We start from the raw sequence: 16,561 nt of genomic DNA, 5'->3' as shown, positions 1-16,561 counted from the left end.
TTTCTCCCTCTCACTCACTTCATTTTTTCATATATTTTAATAACCGTTTCGACTAACAGAATGAATACCCAAATACCTGAAAATACAAGAACAGACTGGAATATCGATCCAATTACCATAACACCAACTGCACCTGTTATTGAAAATGATATTCCACCAAGCCCTGGATCCTGTATAAGTGCTCCAGCAGAAAAAGCAGTTATAATAGATACTATTAAATAAATAACACTCATTATTTTTAATATTTTTATAGAAAGATACGAAGTTTGTTCTTCTTCCACTTGTGATAATTCGATTTCCCCGCTCGCAATTCCTTTTTGTAGACAATCTTCACACAAAAATTCTTCATTTATTTTTTTACCACCATGTATTGTACCTGTTATTTCTTTACACCTTGAACACTTTCGATTTATCATGTTGATATCACTCCACTCATATAAGATTATACTTACATAATTCTAGATTTGCCTTAATATCCCTTTTATGTATTTTATAGAGAAAGGTCGTGTTTTATGATTTCGAAACCGACATTTATCTCTAAAAACCCTACCGTCCAGTATGTATTACGGCCTAGTTGCTATGCGGTTATTTTTAACAATACTTGCTCAAAAATAGCTATCATCGAAAAAGGAGAACATTACTTTTTACCTGGTGACGGTATGGAAAGTACGGAAACGAAAGAAGCATGTTTACATCGTGAATTACTAGAGGAATTAGGTTGGGCGATTGAAATTGATCGTTCTATCGGTAATGCAGCACGATATTTTTATGCCGAAAAAGAAGATTCATGAAGTTGAAGTTCATGAATAAGACCATATTTTACAATGGATGTCTCCATCGCTTGCTATAGAACATTTAATTCATGATCATCAAAAATGGGCTGTTGAACAAGCACTTTTACTACTAAATAAAAAAGGATCTCCTTCTATGTGAAAGAGATCCTTTTTACTGTTAGCTTACTTTTTTCAAATTGAGAGCTGTCTTTTTGATTCCGCCTTTTTTTACAACATATAAACCGATAAAGATAATAAGACCGCCAACAAGTTGCATCATATTGATTTGCTCTCCAATTGTTACAGCTGCAAAGATAACTGCGAACAATGGTACGAGATACATATAAACCATTACTTTCGTTGAACCGATTTTACTAATACCGACATACCACATTGCAAGTCCGAAGATTGTCGCAAAGACGATTGAATATGCTAGTGATCCCCAGCTTGGCGTATCTACTGGCCACGTTAATGTATTTACGTTGAATAAACAGTATATAACGAGAGGTACAATTCCAATTAAAGTAGACCATGATGTGACTCTCATTGCGGAGTATTTTGTGATAAGTGGTTGCGCTAAAATGGGATACCATCCCCACGCAATTGCTGCGACTAATCCAATTACATTTCCGAGCCACGCATACTCGTATGTAGCTCCTCCCGTATGCCCTGTTAATAAAACGAATGCTGCACCAATAAACGCTACTATTGAACCAATTTGTACTTTCATCGAAAAACGTTCTTGTTTGTGCAATACTGCTAATATCCCTGTAAATATAGGTGACATCGCAATTAATAATGAGGCGTTCGTTGCTGAAGTATATTTTACAGATAGCATAAACATCGTTTGATACATTGTCGTTCCAACGATACCGACTGCTAGTAATCGTAACCAATCTTTTCTTTCAATACGTAATGAGCGTTCCATTAAAAATGTAATAAGTAATAATACCGGTGATGCTACTAAAAATCGTAAACTATTAAATTGAATGGATGACATATATGCCACGCCATACTTTCCAATTGTATAATTTGCTCCCCATACTAATGCTACTGATACTAGGAGCCATTCCATTTGCCATCGTTTCATCCGAATCTCCCCTTCCCTATTTAGCATAGTAAAATTGGCTGGATATAACACCGTCCAATTGGCTGTTTTTTTACCCAGCCAATTTGTTATACTTAATGTATATAAGATTTGCGGAGGCGTTTGTATGGAATGGAAGCTAGATAACGACAGTAAAATCCCAATTTATCAGCAAGTAGTTGACTTTATTGAGAAACGTATTACATACGGAGAACTTCCTCCAGGAAGCTTCCTCCCTTCAGAACGGAAATTAGCTACACAGTTAAATGTAAACCGAAGTACGGTAACGACTGCTTATAATGAACTACGTGCTATGGGAATTGTAGAAAGTACGACTGGTAAAGGTACACGTGTAAGTACACATATGTGGGGCGTTTCTCCAACATTAACGCCGAATTGGAGAAATTTCGTAGAAGGTGGTACTTTCTTACCAAACTTACCATTACTTCGCCATATTCGGGCAGAAGTACAACAAAATGAGAACATTATAGATTTCGCAAACGGAGAGCTCGGTTGTAATCTCTATCCTCACGATCAACTACAAACGATTTTACGAGAACAACCGTTAACGCAGTCATTAAGTTACGATCATCCCCAGGGGTATCTCCCGCTAAGACAAGCGGTAGTAAAATATATGAAGGAATATTTAAAAGTTGAAGCGACCGAACAATCGATTATGATTACATCCGGCGCCCAACAAGCACTTCACCTTATTGTACAATGTTTATTAAATCCAGGTGACGCAGTCGCTTTCGAAAGCCCTTCACACTGTTATTCATTACCGTTATTCCAATCGGCAGGTATTCGTATTTTTCCATTACCTGTCGATGAACACGGTATTAATCCAGACGATGTGCAAGAGTTATATAGAAAGCATCGTATTAAAATGATCTTTCTAAATCCAAATTTCCAAAACCCTACGGGAACGATGCTGCATCCAAACCGTAGAAAGAAACTGCTATCACTTTGCGCAGACTTACGAATTGCGATCGTTGAAGATGATCCGTCTAGTTTACTTACGCTAGAAAATAAACAACCTTGCCCTACTTTAAAATCGATTGATGAAAACGGAACTGTCATTTATGTTCATTCCTTATCAAAAATGATTGCGCCAGGGTTACGAGTTGGCTGGCTTGTCGCTCCGCAGTCTGTCGTAGAGCGATTATCAGATGCGCGTCACCAAATGGAATTAGGAATGAGTATATTCCCGCAGTGGCTTATACAACAATTTTTCGAAACTGTACCATTTCAGTCGCATATCGTACCGTTACGAAAACAACTTGCAGAAAAAAGAGACATTATCGTTCGTGCCCTAAACGAGCAACTTCACGATAAAATCTCTTTCTCAAGCCCGACCGGTGGTATATACATATGGGGAAAATTAAACGAACCGATAAACGAAAAACAACTCATTATGCAAAGCTTAAAACAAGAAATCGCCTTTATGCCGGGTAGTATTTTCGGTGCTAAAGACGGTTATATTCGTTTATCTTACGGGAAAGTGAATATTGATCAAATTGAAAAAGGTATTTCTCGTTTGCGTGAGGCTATTTTGGTTTGTGGGAAATAACATTATGTAAAGAAGTCTCGTTTGACAAAAGCAAAATCTACCATTATTATCAACACGAACCTATTCATAGGAGTGATAAAATGAAGATCTACGTTGATGCAGATGCTTGTCCTGTAAAAGATGTAATTATTTTAGAGGCTACGAATGCAGAAATTCCCGTTACCCTCGTTACTAGCTTTTCTCATTATTCTAATGCGGAACAACCAAAAGGTGTAGAAACAATTTATGTTGATTCCGGAGCAGATGCTGCGGATTACCGAATAATGCAATTAGCCAAAAAAGAAGATTTAATCGTAACGCAAGATTATGGTCTTGCTTCGCTAGCTTTAGCAAAAGGCTGTATCGTTCTACACCATAAAGGCTATAAGTATACGAATGAAAACATTGAACAATTGTTACAAACACGGTATTTAAGTGCAATGGTTCGAAAAAGCGGTAAGCGTACAAAGGGACCGAAACCATTTACAGCAGAAGATAAAGAGAAGTTTAGAGTGCTCTTTAAAAGTATAGTCGCACTTTAAAAATGAACCGTCTATTTGCAAGGAAAACTTCGCAAAACAAAGAAGAGAATATCCAAATGAACATTCTCTTCTTGAGGTTTACCTGTTTAAAATGAAGGTAAATTATCTAAGTTATTTTCCTTTATTCCATCAGGTTCACTACGTATAATATCTCTACCATACTTATGAAATAGGTCCACATGAACTAACTTCCCTGATTTCGCTTCACTAAGAGCAGTAATATAATCTAACTCTCTCCCGCTACTTGTCTTAAAAGCAATTAAATCCCCATCATCATTTTTACGAACGGCAACAATTTGTTCTGCTCCCGAATCGACTTCCTGGTCCTGGACTACTTCCAATTGAGCTTGCTCTTCTCCTTGATGTAAGTAATCATTATAAACTTTTTGAAAGTCTTTTTTATCCATAAAACTCACCTCCAAAATATTTTATTAGTATGTTTGGAAGGTATTGGTTTTATGTACTTCTTCCATCAAGTTCACAAAAATACACTCCCTCAAAAAGATAACCCGGATCATAATTTTTCAATCTATTACAAATTTATTTTAGAACTTTATAGAGTACCTCTCAATATAAGATACTCAAAACTGATAATATTATATCGAAAACATTTAAGAAATAGAGCTGTTCAGATGAATATCAAATGGAATAGTGAAAACATTATATTTGAGACATTGAGAGAAGCTGAAGTATGGACGGACTCAATCGGGAATGAAATATATGGACGTGTTTATGATGGTTATGTAACACCTGATTATAAGATTGCCTATGTTCTATTGGCTGAGGTCCCTCATTTTAAAGTTCATACAGAAATAGACGTAAATAATGAACCTTAGCTATATAAAGTATGGGTTATTTCATCTGCTAAAACACCATAGCAATTAGTCTACAGTGCTGTTTATTTTAACCTGTATTATAAATACCGATTCCTTAACGTACAGGGAATCGGTTAATTTGCGTCCAAATTGTGTCTAAACGTACAATTTCCCCGAAATGGTATGGTGACCCATGCGCATCAACTTAAGAAAAGTAAACACCCCAAAAAAGAAAAAAATGTACTTTTTTGTTACAGACTAACAAAAAATTACGTTCTAAGGACGCTATGAACCTTTAAGCTGATGGAGATGTGATGCTACCCAGGAAGTTTCTAAAAAAATTATTACTCTGAGTTCTTGTTACTTGATTGTACCCATTCCACCAATTTTAACATGTACATTAACTTTAACATCAGCCTTCGATAATGCTTTTCCCCATTTCTTTTGGACTCTTTTCCAATCTTTATATGTATAAGCTCGTGCATACAACCCCAATCCTATAGGATCAATTTCTGCTTTTTGTATTTTCTTTATTAAACGTTCTAAATCACTTTTTAACTGTTTTTCAATGCTTCTTTCTAATCTTTCTCCATCATTCCTAACATTAAAAGGAAACAGTCGTTCTGAAATTGAAATTCTCATATGTACATTTATATTAAACATAAAATGATTTTTGTATTGTACGTTTGTTTTTACTTTGGTACTTTGAGTATTAAAGCTTAACCAATGTTTTTCTTTGCTTTCAGATTGTAGCGGTACGGCAATAGTAAATGGAAATTCTCCCTGTATGTGATTCTGTAAGATACTTAATAATAAATTTTCTTTTGGTGTAATAGTTAGCTTATATCTATTCTGTTCATCAAGTAATGCTGAACCTATCAACTTTATATTGTTATTCTTTTTAAGTGCGCTAACACTCGCCGTCATTCCTTTTTCTTTTGTTTGGTTATGAAAATCTTGAAGAGTAGTTTTTACAGTAATATTTCTTCTATGTGCAGTCTCAATTAATTTTGCCAAATATATAGGAAGACGTGGTTTATTTTTGGGAGCATAATAAATTATGTCTGAAACAGGTCCATCCACAGCAACAATTCTTGTAGTAACCGTATTTTTGGGATCTCGATAAAAAGGATCTAAATAATCCGCCCACTTCTTTTGTTTTAAAAGTCGCTTACCAATCAAAATAAGTTGTGTCTTGCTTCCCGATGTCAAAGCCATAGCCATGGTGTCGAATTTTTCACGAGAGTTTCGCACTGTAACAGATTTCACACCATATTGTTCCTCTTTAATCTTGGCTTCTTTATTGAAAACAGGACTGGATAAGTATACTTTCAAATTATCATTTTCGTCCAAATCTAAACCCAGTATAAGCGTGAGTGTAACATCTTCTACATTCATTTGGTCTAAACACCCAGTGAGCAATATTAGCGGAATTAAAACACTGCATAATATTTTCTGCTTCAATGTGCTTCCCTCCGAAAGTATTTTTTGTGGATTAAGTTATATATCCATAAAAATACAGGGAATAAGAAAGCTAATACAAGTCCAGCTTTCGATGTAAGCTTTTGAAATAGTTCAGATTCATTCCATGAGGGATGGATCCAAAACGTTACTATAATTACTGCCAATAATAAAATAGCTACATGAAGAGTATTATCTTGTTTTCCAATTAGTTGACTAGAACAAAATACAGCACCGTATACACAAGGAATCCATGCAGTAGAGACGACAATTAGATAAATAGCCAATAAAATCATATCAAACCGTTCTAAAAAACGAAATTCAATAACTTTAAGCAAGTTTAGTACAGGTTGATTAAACTCTAAAATTGCATCTGGACTGAAGTACGAAAAGCAGATAAGGATAGTAAATAGATAAAATATAAATGTTAAGGTATTTGCTATAATAATTCCTTGCGTTGCATATTGCTTTTTTTGCAAAAAAGGATAAAGAAAAAATGCAATTTCAAATCCTATAAAGGAAAAGATAGTAGACGGAACAGCCGAAAAGACAGGTTTCCAACCCTCCTTTAATACTGGAAGAAAGTGTAACCAATTGCTATCTTTTAATGGTATGAAGAAAAAAAATGGAATCCACATTGTCATATAAAAGCATAATTCGCAGTATCGACCTATTATCCGAACACCATTGCGTGCAACCAAAAAGGTTGGAATAGAGAATAGAAATAAAATAATATAGTCGGGTGTTTTTGGAAGAAGCCAGCCCTTAATATAAAGCATGCCATTAATTAGAACTGTCCATGCGTAAAAAGCAAAATATATCATATAAAGAATAATTACCATGGTACCAATGATTTTCCCAAACAATCGAATAAGAATTTCATATAAGGTATCATTTGGATAGTGTTTGGCTGTTTGAATTAGCAAAATACTGGCAGTCATAGCGCAAAACCAACCAATAAATAGTGCTATCCAGCTATCTGTTCCAGCTTTTTCTGCAAGTACCCTTGGAAGGGACAGAATTCCAGTTCCTACTTGTGAGGCATTAATAATAAAGATGTATTGCATGACAGTGATGTCATTATATGCATATTTTTTCATATTTTCACCCTTTATCAGGATTGGTTTCTTTGTGATTCTTCGTAATATTTTTAGATTTTCTCTTCATTGACCACAAAGGAAAGCGAACGAACGTGTCCTTCATACCTGATATTCGAAAAGGTGACAAAGGACTACCATAAGGAGTACCTAAAGACTCTAAACTTATAAGATGTGCAATTATAGTCATCCAGCCGATAATAATTCCTACAATTCCAAATAAAGCAGCTAATAACATCATAGGAAAACGCAGTAATCTTATTGCCAAACCCATTTCAAAATTAGGAACAATAGAAGAAGCTATAGTTGTAATAGCAACAATAATAATCATGATATTACTCACAATCCCTGCTTGAACAGCAGCTTGTCCAATCACAATACCTCCAACAATCCCTACGGTCTGGCTAATGGGAGTGGGTAAACGAAGGGCAGCCTCTCTCATCATTTCTAAGGTAATCTCCATAAGTAAAGCTTCTATCACCGGAAGAAACGGAACGCGTTCTCTCGATTCTGCAATTGATAAATAGAGCTGTACAGGAATAACTTCATAATTAAATGAAATAAACGCTACATATGTTGCAGGTAACAATAAGGCTATAAAAAAACTTATAAAACGTAGTAATCGAACAGAGGAAGATACTAACCAACGTGTGTTGTAGTCATCTACCCATTGAAAGAAGGAAATGAAATTTATGGGGGCAATCAAAACATTTGGACTTCGATCCACAACAATGGCGAATCTCCCCTGAAGGATGTGTGATACAGTTGAATCTGGTCTTTCGGTCAAGATAAACTGCGGAAAGGGTGAATATGGATTATCTTCAATAAATTCAATTATTTCGCCAGTATTAATAATCGAGTCCACCTTAATATTTTGAAATCTAGTTTCCAATTCCTTAAGTACATCTTGAGAAGCTACATCTCTTAAATATAAAATAGATACTTTGGTCTTCCCTCTACTTCCAATTAAAACCTCTTTTAATACTAACTCTCTATTAGGAATATATCTTCGTATTAAAGCTATATTCTGACTAGATGTTTCTACAAACCCTTGATGCGTCCCTTTTAGAGATATTTCATTTCTAGGTTCTGTTATATCTCTTTGTGGCCATCCTTTTGTATTTAGTTGATACCCTGTGTTTTGACCGTGAATTAATAAAATACTATCCCCTTGAAAAATAGCATTTTCGACTTGATTCCAAGTATTGATTGTTTGAATTTCTCCTATTGTGACAGGTAGACCATTACTAACATCAAATGGGTTATGCATCAAAGGGGGCAGTATATTATTATGAATAGATTGTTTATCTGTTAATCCAGATAAGTATATCAAAGCGGCTTCTGATTTATTTACTAGTTGAAATTGACGAATTACCAAATCAGGAGCTTGTTGAAAAAGCTTTTGAAGATCATTTGTGTTTTGGAATAAGTCACAGCTGATATTATGATTTCCCATAGTTTCTTTCTGAACATTTGAATTTCTGTTCTCCGAATCATTTATAGAATAACGTCCTTGTTTTAAAAATTTAAATATAGAAAACACAACATTGACTCCCCTCGAAAAGACTTTTCAGTATTTTTATTGTGTATAGTTTAAAAGGATTTATACCACTATTTACTTCAGCAGCAATTTTGTTCTTCAAGCAAAATTCCAACTTTGTAAACAATCTATTTTCACCATATCTTTACACTGTATTATAAAATATTTTAAGATTTTATGAATTTGCTTCTACATATCAGGATTGGATCGGAGTAGCCAAAATGCTAGTGTAAAATTTCAACTAGAGTATGCTTTACCAAGTGGTCAGTTTCTACATGTTCATGTAGGATCAGGAAAGTAAAATGAGAAAATTTATGGTTCCATTTGTTTAACGAGAATGCTTTGTGAATAGATCAATTGTTTTTTCAGATACATAGTCCTAATCTTTATCAAACGTCTCTTATTATTGTATATTCTTTAATAAGAATTCTGTAATCTCTTCATTTAGTTCATGATGGAAATATTCTCGATTAAAACCAGGTGGATCTTGCGACGGAAGAAAAGACGCATTCGTCATTTCTTTTGGAAACGGGCTAAGAAACGAAAAATGTCCTGCGTTCTCAACTATTTTATGTTGAATTTTAGTACTGTCAGTTATCCCGTTCAATATAATTTCCGCATGAAAATAAGGTGTAAATCGATTTTTCTCCCCAACAAGCATCAAAATAGGGATGTTTATGCCTTCCAAAGCCCCTTTTGTTTTAAACCAAACTGAAGCTGGCGCTAAAAGAACTAAAGATTTTATTCTGTAATCAGGTGTAACATTGATAAGATGAGATTTCTCATCAAAAGACTCATAAGGGAAAGAGGTTGATATTCCTCCTGATGCTGCTAATGCTGTGTATCCTCCCATAGAATGTCCGATGACTGAAACAGAATCAGGTTTTAAAACCTTTGTAAAATCTTCACTATTAAAGAACCAATCAATCGCCATAGAAATATGTTTTGGCCTAATAGTTAGATTATCGACTGTACCTTCCACTGTATTGTCGTTTCGATTATTGAATGGATGCTCAAGCATTTCCACAACAAATCCGTTACGAGCCAAGTGACGAGCAATCGTTCGATAAACTAATGGTGAACCACCAGTGCCATGAGATATTAAGACCAATGATACTTTAAATACATTTTTACTTTATTTGGATATGTACAATTACATAAAATTATGTATAATTTCGTCTAAAAAAGTCTTTCCATGTCGATTCATGTAGATTAAACTTTAAATATAATAGTTTAATGTTTTTGCTTCACCCTCTTCATAGGAGAAATGAAGGGTTGTTGTCATTTTCGTAATAGTAAGCGCTTATAAAATGTCCAATCATTTCGATATGTAATATTTCATAAAACATTGTTGGTTTATTTTTTAAAATATTCAGGGAAAATAGACGGAATTCAACAGAATAATTTATCAGACAGGGAGAAAATGATCGTATGTATCCAAAATTTATTGATAAAATAGCGTTTTCGAAGGCGCATAAAGAGTTATTAATTAAACTATATAATAAAGAAATTTCAAGAAGCGAGTATAATCAATTGGTAGATGCTTTTTATCGTCCACAACAAAAGTAAATATGAAGTACGTGTTTATTGTTTTATGTCTTTTGTAGAAACAAAGTTCGTTTTTATCATTTTTGGGACAAGCTCTTCTGCTAGGTTGATGGGCATGTGGAGGTACCCCTACTTCAAAATGTTATCTCCAACTTTTTGACACATTGTTTTTCATAGAAATCACGCCACTTCAAAAGGTGTACCCTTTGATACGAAAATAATTCACATTAAATTATTGTAATTTTATATAAATTGTTTAAAATATAACATCTATATATCAATGTTATTCAATTGACTTTATAGGATCCACAATGGTGATATTCAGTCTTTGTACAATTGGATTATTAAGTAATATAGTGAAAATAATGAATGGCACAGCGAAAATATTTAACTATGTATTATTTGTATTTATCTTATCAGCAATAATTTATTATTTATAAACTTCTTATCAAGATGGAAGTGCTCTTTTCTAGTCTAATAAAAGTAATATATCGTTTTATTGCAACAAAACTTGAAGAAAGAAATCTTCTCGAAAAGACAGAAGTACTGCATAAATTCCAAAGCACTCGGCAGAAATCAACATTCTATTTTAACAGCAATCTTATTTAGTCTGAAATTTCAATTTAACTACAAAAACGATCCTTTTTGTAGGAACCTACAGAAAAGATCGTTTTTTTAATTCTTATTCTTTGCTGAAATGCTCATTTATGATGGGATCGAGTGATGGACCAAATATTCCCCCTTTTTTAAAACCTACGCGATTTCTTCAAAGTTTCCAATATATCATCTGTAAAGGCAGTATCCCCCTCTGCTTCAGTAAAAAGGTTTGGGTTCCGTAACGACATGATAGGCGTTATTAATAAAACTTAAACTAGAAATTCAAAATGAAATTTATATATTTTTTTGAGTGTTTTTAAAAGAAAGCATCGTCCCCTCACTATTTGATTGTAAAGTGTATTTTATATTGAACATCTTTGATATATCTTCAATATTTTTTAATCCTATTCCCGTTCCTTTGACATTTATATCAAAGCCAATTCCATTATCTCTAAAGGAAACAATATCTTCATCTATAATGATTTTGAGTTTTTTAGCTTGTGAATGTTTAAGCACATTTTGAAAAATATTATCGAATAGCCTTTGAATCCATAACTCATTACTATCCCATATCAACTCTTTATCTTGTGGATTATATACTAATTCAATTTTATGAATGCTATACAAATAGCTCCATTTTTTCATCATATTTTCTATTAAATTATGTATATTCACTTCATCGTTCACAATATAAGTATTCTCTAAGGTCTCTGTAGATTGAATATTAAATTCGTTAGTTAAATTACTTATATATTGTATCTGCTCATACAGTGATTCAAGTACTGGTGCTTGTTCCTCGTACTCACCTTCTAAATAATATAATTGTAATCTAACCGCAGTTAAGGGTGTATTAATATCATGCCGTAATTTATTTAATAGTTCTTTTTTTATTTGTTCCTGTTGTTGTAGTTCTAATTCTCGATAAGTCGTTCTTTCTATAAGCAAGTTTACTGATTTAATCAGTTCCCCCATCTCATCATCGATTTTGACATCTATTATATTAGGGATTTTTTTATCACTTGCTAAATCTCGAATCGTTTGATTTAATACATTAATTTTATTTAATAATGAGTTAATCGATTTTGAAAATAAAAAAGCTAATACTAATAGTGATAATAAAAATATGATTAACATAGTAGGATATGCAAAGGATTCGTGAAAAGGAATGTTTTTGTTTTTAGTTTTAAAGACAACATTATAAATAACTGATACAAAGATACTAATCGACAACAATAACAGTGGTACGCTAACAATAGCGGAGAATAGTAGTAACTGATATTTCTTCTTTAATTTCATTTCTTCATAAAGGTATTTAATCTATACCCTTCTCCATATATGTTCTGAATAATGTTACCTGTTTTATCATCGATTTTGGTCCTAATTTTCTTTATATGTACGTTCATGATATTTTGATTTCTATCTTCGAGTTGCCATAAGTAATCAAAGAAGTGTTCTTTTGTTAGAATTCTATCCCTATTTTCATACAAATAGAAAAATATTTTACGCTCAATCGCTGTAAACACAACTTCATCACGCAAACCATTAATGAAAACCCTTTTATATTCTGCATCTATAAATAAATGTTTAATTTGCGTGAAAGTACCATATTGATTATCTAACATTTTCTGAATTCTTAACAATAATTCTCGAGGATCAAAAGGTTTTATCATGTATTCTTCTCCAATGATAAGACCTTTTAGTTTACTATCCATATCATTCCGAGCTGATAGAAATATGATTGGAATATTTAATCCTAGATTTTTTATTTTCTTTGTAATTTGATAACCATCTTCACCTGGTAACATAACATCCATTATGACTAAATCTATTTCATGAATTACATCAAGAACATTCTTTCCTTCTTTCTCCCAATACACTTTATACTTCTCACGCTGCAAAATTTTTTGTAATAAATCTCCTATCATCAAATCATCTTCAACAATTAATATGTTATATTCTTTCATTATGTAGACCTTCCATCACTAAAATAACAATAGCTTAGTTCTTCACTACTTTATTATTAATAAAATCCGTAGCAAGTTTGTATATTTCATCAGGAGCGTGTAAATAAATACTATGTGTACTTTCAATTTTTTTCACATCAGCTATCAATAACTTGCTAGCAAACTCCTCATAATCTCTGTTTTTTTGCTTTGTATATTTCGAGTTTTTATTTTCCCTAGCAATCGCATCTATAAATAAAATTGGTGTTTCTTTTGGGAATGATAAGGAATTAGATTTGTTACTGTTATTGTAACTTTGTAAAAGTTCTTGCTTCATATCATCATTAAAAGCTTGTTTATATGAGAGCGCTTTATAAATATTTTTTTCCTGTTCGGTTAAAAAGGATTGCTGAATTACTTCGGGATTATAAGTAATAGAAGGAACTAATCGCTGAAAACCAATTTTCGTTAAAATATTCATTCCTTTTATTCTTAATGAATCAACCTCGTCTATTTTATGAGTTACGTACTGATTAGGTAAACCAATATCTAACGCAATAATCCCTTTTACTTCACTTGGGTATTTTTGTGCCCAATAAATAGCCTCTATACCCGATAGAGAGTGTGGCACTAAAATATAGGGAGGTTTATTTCCACTTCTAATAAGCGCTTTTCTCGTTTGTTCTAATATCTTATCAATATCTCTATCATCATGAAAAACATCACTGTATCCATAACCAGCTCTCTCAATTACAGAAATCTTGTTTTCTTTCGAAAATTTACTATATAGGCCTTTCAATTCATAAACAGGAGCGGCAATTCCAGATCCGGCCATAAATACAAACGTATCCTTCCCGCTCCCCTCATTATAAACATTCACATTTTTATTATTGAAATTAACAAGTTCACCTTCATTATTAATTAATTTCGATTCCATTCTTAATTGATAGTTATGATATATAAATACAGCGCCTATTCCAAGAAAAATAATGCTAATACACACAAAAAATATAATCTTTCCTATCTTCAATAATTTTTTCATTTGACACCCCTTTCAACTTATACTGAAAGGGTACAATGTAAAAATAAATTTCTAATAAATTTTTGAAAATTATTATTTTCTCTTTGTTTCTAAAGTATTGGTCATTTTTAATACCTACGCAATTTCTCCAAAGTCTCCAATATATCATCTATAAAGGCAGTAGCGCCCTCTTTCTCTAAAGCTCTGAAATATAAACTTCTTAAGAAAGCTCTAATATTTTGTACTAAAATATCATGTTGAGGATGTGGGATATCTTCAACAATTGCTATACTATGTAGCCAATTGCTCCACTCTTCTTCAGTTAAAATATTTTGGTTACGCAACGACATAATTGGCGTTACTAATCTCTCATCCTCAAAGTGTATGTATACGTAGTCATTCAATCGAATCTTCTGACGAACAGCAGCTAGTATTGCATATGAAAACTCACGATTTTGTATTGTACGTGCTAAAGCATCTAGTGCATCTGCCGCATGTGCAGTAGAATGCGCCCAGCCTTTTCCTTCTACGTAACCCCTTACATCTTCTTCTAAATAGACATATTCCAGAACTTGTTCTGCTACACTGTACAGTTGTTCTTCAGATAACAATGGTTCTCTTTCATGAACAGATAAAATAAGTGGTGGAATTAAAACAGAGAACGCACGTTTAAAAACAGAATCTGTGCCCTTTTCACCAATTTTATAAAATAAATAATCAGGACTAATTGCTTGTAACATTAATCCTCGTAATTCTTTTTGTCTAAATACATCATTTGTAATCCATTTGTGAAGCGTACTATAAATCAAATCATCACGTAATTCAGCATCAGGTGATCCGATATAATTTAACATCCACTGTGCATATGGATATGCGTCTACGTCTTCTGGCACAGCATAATTATTATTTTGAATTTGTTGTAATTCTTCTTTTAGTTCTAGCACTTCTGTCATTATATTCCCTGTCCCCTTTTTACGTTTTTTAACTTATTTTCGCCTTATCCCCTGTAATTCCCCTCATAAATTAAGTCGACTTTTAATATAGTTTTAGTCCCTATCTTTCTATGAACTTGATTCAATTATATAAATTTCTCCCGAGAAATAAAAGGAAATACATTGGAACACCAAAGCTTCTCACTTTGTTTACATGCATTTCATGTAAGTTTAGGCTATAAAATAAAGTATTTTTTTCATTTATATTCAAACGTAGTTACAATCAAAAATTAAATCATTTTAGAACTTGTTTAATAAATTCTGTTTTAGCTTTTGTGTATGCTTCTCTATCTTGGTTTAACTTTTTTGCTAACTCTTGCTTTAGATTTGAATAATCATAAACTAATTGTGGATTTTCTCGTAAGCGGTTACGAAATAAAAGTTGTTGCTCCCATCGTTCAGTTCCTTTAACCATCAAATGCAGATGAGCTACACGCCTATTATTCTTCACTTTCACAAAGAACCTTCTCCAAGGTCTTTCATCTAATTCCGGGCCTACATAATGCCAATCATATATAGCCAATTTTGCTGAAATATCGAGCACTCTATCAAATGAGTCTGTTTCAGCCATTAGATCAATGATAGGTTTTGCAGGTAAACCAGGTATGGATGTACTTCCTATATGTATTACTTTTCTAATACCGAGAGGAGTAAGCAGTTCATAAAGTTGCCGTTCTTCATATCGGCCTTTATCTTGCCAATCAGGATTTGCATTAACTATCTCTACTGACTCATTCGCCCATACAGGCCAATCGTTCGGATTATCTTTTTTATCCACCCGACGCATCCCCTTTCACGAACTTTTTGTTATATAAAAGATTTTAAATTCCTTTAAATACAACTACCGGATCATCAAAATTACTATTCTGAAATATAACATTTGCACATTCTTTCGCATTATGCTCATCTATATACATCTTACAAGCCGCATGATATCTGTTTATAAACATTTTCTCTGCTTCTTCATAACTTCCAAAAGCCTCAGTCTCGCGCTCTGCACCACGTTTTCTCGCAATCTCAAAATCTGTATCTATGAAAATTTTATAGTCAAATAGATACTCAATTTCTTTTTTCAATAAAAATGTTCCATCTACTATTAGCACCATATTTGGCGAGGCCACTAGCGGCGTATTATGTACAGGGATGTCCGTTATTAAGTTATGAGAAATCGTTTCATACTGTAAATTCCCGTTAGGTCCTAAAGGTTTTAATAGCCTTTCTTTGAAAGCTGTATAATCGTGTGCATCTTCATAATACCCTCTTGCTGATTCTTTGCCTTGTGTATAGCGAATCACTCTAGGGTTATGAAAATCGTCAATGCTGGCGCGTATTACTTGTACTCCCCGATTTTTCATTTCCTCTGCCAGTTCGTTTGCAAATGTTGTCTTTCCTGAAGCTGTAATACCACTCACTCCAACTCTTGTTGGATGAGTTAAATTTAAATTTAAAATATGATCAGCAATTTCTTTCATGTATTGTTTTCGGAGCATGACATTCCCTCCTGTATATTGTTTACATAATATAATTGCAGTAAATTAAATTCATCGCTATTTGTTGGTAAATCGATATATTTAAAAAAATCGTTGATATATTTTA

17 protein-coding genes and 2 pseudogenes are annotated in these 16,561 nt (G+C 33.1%); 6 read left to right on the top strand and 13 right to left on the bottom strand.

The features are described from left to right. Positions 1–14 precede the first annotated feature (14 nt). Complete coding sequence (locus BG05_RS16600) at positions 15–416, bottom strand: DUF3980 domain-containing protein (protein WP_002084779.1); 402 nt, start codon at positions 414–416, stop codon at positions 15–17. Positions 417–512: 96 nt separating this feature from the next. Here BG05_RS16600 and BG05_RS16595 point away from each other — a divergent pair. Then, positions 513–933, top strand: a pseudogene (locus tag BG05_RS16595) (NUDIX domain-containing protein). Positions 934–951: 18 nt separating this feature from the next. On the opposite strand, the gene BG05_RS16590 reads toward BG05_RS16595, so the two are convergent. Next, positions 952–1,863, bottom strand: a complete 912-nt coding sequence (locus tag BG05_RS16590) for a DMT family transporter (protein ID WP_002120365.1) — start codon at positions 1,861–1,863, stop codon at positions 952–954. Positions 1,864–1,987: 124 nt separating this feature from the next. Between BG05_RS16590 and pdxR the strand changes: the two genes are divergently transcribed. Both pdxR and BG05_RS16580 read left to right on the top strand, forming a co-directional pair. After that, a complete protein-coding gene (gene pdxR, locus BG05_RS16585) occupies positions 1,988–3,430 on the top strand; it encodes a MocR-like pyridoxine biosynthesis transcription factor PdxR (RefSeq protein ID WP_002168109.1) in 1,443 nt (480 codons plus the stop codon). A gap of 80 nt (positions 3,431–3,510) precedes the next feature. Next, positions 3,511–3,951, top strand: a complete 441-nt coding sequence (locus BG05_RS16580; protein WP_002120370.1) for a YaiI/YqxD family protein — start codon at positions 3,511–3,513, stop codon at positions 3,949–3,951. 86 nt (positions 3,952–4,037) lie between these two features. On the opposite strand, the gene BG05_RS16575 is transcribed toward BG05_RS16580, so the two are convergent. Next, the gene (locus BG05_RS16575; protein ID WP_003190140.1) at positions 4,038–4,358 is read right to left on the bottom strand and encodes a DUF3892 domain-containing protein; all 321 of its coding nucleotides are present in this window, start codon (positions 4,356–4,358) and stop codon (positions 4,038–4,040) included. A gap of 231 nt (positions 4,359–4,589) precedes the next feature. Here BG05_RS16575 and BG05_RS16570 point away from each other — a divergent pair, with 231 nt between their 5' ends. Further along, complete coding sequence (locus tag BG05_RS16570; protein WP_033712249.1) at positions 4,590–4,787, top strand: hypothetical protein; 198 nt, start codon at positions 4,590–4,592, stop codon at positions 4,785–4,787. A gap of 339 nt (positions 4,788–5,126) precedes the next feature. Here BG05_RS16570 and BG05_RS16565 read toward each other — a convergent pair whose 3' ends face one another. The 3 genes from BG05_RS16565 to BG05_RS16555 are packed head-to-tail and all read right to left on the bottom strand — an operon-like array spanning position 5,127 to position 8,867. Further along, the gene (locus BG05_RS16565; protein ID WP_002168107.1) at positions 5,127–6,230 is read right to left on the bottom strand and encodes a Ger(x)C family spore germination protein; all 1,104 of its coding nucleotides are present in this window, start codon (positions 6,228–6,230) and stop codon (positions 5,127–5,129) included. Further along, positions 6,227–7,327, bottom strand: coding sequence for a GerAB/ArcD/ProY family transporter (locus BG05_RS16560; protein WP_003190135.1), 1,101 nt, complete (start codon positions 7,325–7,327; stop codon positions 6,227–6,229). Before BG05_RS16560 ends, BG05_RS16565 begins: the two co-directional genes overlap by 4 nt. A 4-nt stretch (positions 7,328–7,331) precedes the next feature. Further along, positions 7,332–8,867 carry a spore germination protein gene (locus BG05_RS16555; RefSeq protein ID WP_002120381.1) on the bottom strand — a complete coding sequence of 512 codons (1,536 nt, stop codon included), beginning with the start codon at positions 8,865–8,867 and terminating at the stop codon, positions 7,332–7,334. Between the two features lie 69 nt (positions 8,868–8,936). Here BG05_RS16555 and BG05_RS32170 point away from each other — a divergent pair. Beyond that, positions 8,937–9,162, top strand: a pseudogene (locus tag BG05_RS32170) (IS4 family transposase); the annotation flags it as partial. A 105-nt stretch (positions 9,163–9,267) separates the two neighbouring features. On the opposite strand, the gene BG05_RS16550 reads toward BG05_RS32170, so the two are convergent. Then, entirely contained in the window at positions 9,268–9,975 is a 708-nt protein-coding gene (locus BG05_RS16550) for an alpha/beta hydrolase family protein (protein WP_002168106.1), read from the bottom strand. A gap of 320 nt (positions 9,976–10,295) precedes the next feature. Here BG05_RS16550 and BG05_RS31100 point away from each other — a divergent pair, with 320 nt between their 5' ends. Next, the gene (locus tag BG05_RS31100; protein WP_000283272.1) at positions 10,296–10,433 is read left to right on the top strand and encodes a hypothetical protein; all 138 of its coding nucleotides are present in this window, start codon (positions 10,296–10,298) and stop codon (positions 10,431–10,433) included. A gap of 870 nt (positions 10,434–11,303) precedes the next feature. Here the strand turns inward: BG05_RS31100 and BG05_RS16545 are convergent. The 6 genes from BG05_RS16545 to BG05_RS16520 all read right to left on the bottom strand — a co-directional run bounded on the left by BG05_RS16545 (position 11,304) and on the right by BG05_RS16520 (position 16,455). Next, entirely contained in the window at positions 11,304–12,305 is a 1,002-nt protein-coding gene (locus BG05_RS16545; protein ID WP_033734115.1) for a sensor histidine kinase, read from the bottom strand. Continuing rightward, complete coding sequence (locus BG05_RS16540; protein ID WP_003190126.1) at positions 12,302–12,973, bottom strand: response regulator transcription factor; 672 nt, start codon at positions 12,971–12,973, stop codon at positions 12,302–12,304. Before BG05_RS16540 ends, BG05_RS16545 begins: the two co-directional genes overlap by 4 nt. Before the next feature lie 34 nt (positions 12,974–13,007). Then, positions 13,008–13,994, bottom strand: a complete 987-nt coding sequence (locus BG05_RS16535) for an alpha/beta fold hydrolase (RefSeq protein WP_003190124.1) — start codon at positions 13,992–13,994, stop codon at positions 13,008–13,010. 107 nt (positions 13,995–14,101) lie between these two features. Continuing rightward, complete coding sequence (locus tag BG05_RS16530; protein WP_003190122.1) at positions 14,102–14,926, bottom strand: DUF2785 domain-containing protein; 825 nt, start codon at positions 14,924–14,926, stop codon at positions 14,102–14,104. A 274-nt stretch (positions 14,927–15,200) separates the two neighbouring features. Further along, positions 15,201–15,743 carry a GrpB family protein gene (locus tag BG05_RS16525; protein ID WP_003190118.1) on the bottom strand — a complete coding sequence of 181 codons (543 nt, stop codon included), beginning with the start codon at positions 15,741–15,743 and terminating at the stop codon, positions 15,201–15,203. A gap of 43 nt (positions 15,744–15,786) precedes the next feature. Next, positions 15,787–16,455, bottom strand: coding sequence for an AAA family ATPase (locus BG05_RS16520; RefSeq protein ID WP_016127206.1), 669 nt, complete (start codon positions 16,453–16,455; stop codon positions 15,787–15,789). Positions 16,456–16,561: the final 106 nt, after the last annotated feature.

Source organism: Bacillus mycoides (assembly GCF_000832605.1).
GTDB lineage: Bacteria > Bacillota > Bacilli > Bacillales > Bacillaceae_G > Bacillus_A > Bacillus_A mycoides.
Note: the sequence above shows the minus strand (reverse complement) of the source record. Positions and strands in the feature narration are given on the sequence as shown.

Excerpts from the sequence above, each read along its gene's own strand:
- BG05_RS16535 (WP_003190124.1), bottom strand. The coding sequence starts at position 13,994 with ATGAAAAAATTATTGAAGATAGGAAAGATTATATTTTTTGTGTGTATT.
- BG05_RS16530 (WP_003190122.1), bottom strand. The coding sequence starts at position 14,926 with ATGACAGAAGTGCTAGAACTAAAAGAAGAATTACAACAAATTCAAAAT.
- BG05_RS16580 (WP_002120370.1), top strand. The coding sequence starts at position 3,511 with ATGAAGATCTACGTTGATGCAGATGCTTGTCCTGTAAAAGATGTAATT.
- BG05_RS16560 (WP_003190135.1), bottom strand. The coding sequence starts at position 7,327 with ATGAAAAAATATGCATATAATGACATCACTGTCATGCAATACATCTTT.
- BG05_RS16540 (WP_003190126.1), bottom strand. The coding sequence starts at position 12,973 with ATGAAAGAATATAACATATTAATTGTTGAAGATGATTTGATGATAGGA.
- BG05_RS16545 (WP_033734115.1), bottom strand. The coding sequence starts at position 12,305 with ATGAAATTAAAGAAGAAATATCAGTTACTACTATTCTCCGCTATTGTT.
- BG05_RS16520 (WP_016127206.1), bottom strand. The coding sequence starts at position 16,455 with ATGCTCCGAAAACAATACATGAAAGAAATTGCTGATCATATTTTAAAT.
- BG05_RS16590 (WP_002120365.1), bottom strand. The coding sequence starts at position 1,863 with ATGAAACGATGGCAAATGGAATGGCTCCTAGTATCAGTAGCATTAGTA.
- pdxR (WP_002168109.1), top strand. The coding sequence starts at position 1,988 with ATGGAATGGAAGCTAGATAACGACAGTAAAATCCCAATTTATCAGCAA.
- BG05_RS16575 (WP_003190140.1), bottom strand. The coding sequence starts at position 4,358 with ATGGATAAAAAAGACTTTCAAAAAGTTTATAATGATTACTTACATCAA.
- BG05_RS16600 (WP_002084779.1), bottom strand. The coding sequence starts at position 416 with ATGATAAATCGAAAGTGTTCAAGGTGTAAAGAAATAACAGGTACAATA.
- BG05_RS31100 (WP_000283272.1), top strand. The coding sequence starts at position 10,296 with ATGTATCCAAAATTTATTGATAAAATAGCGTTTTCGAAGGCGCATAAA.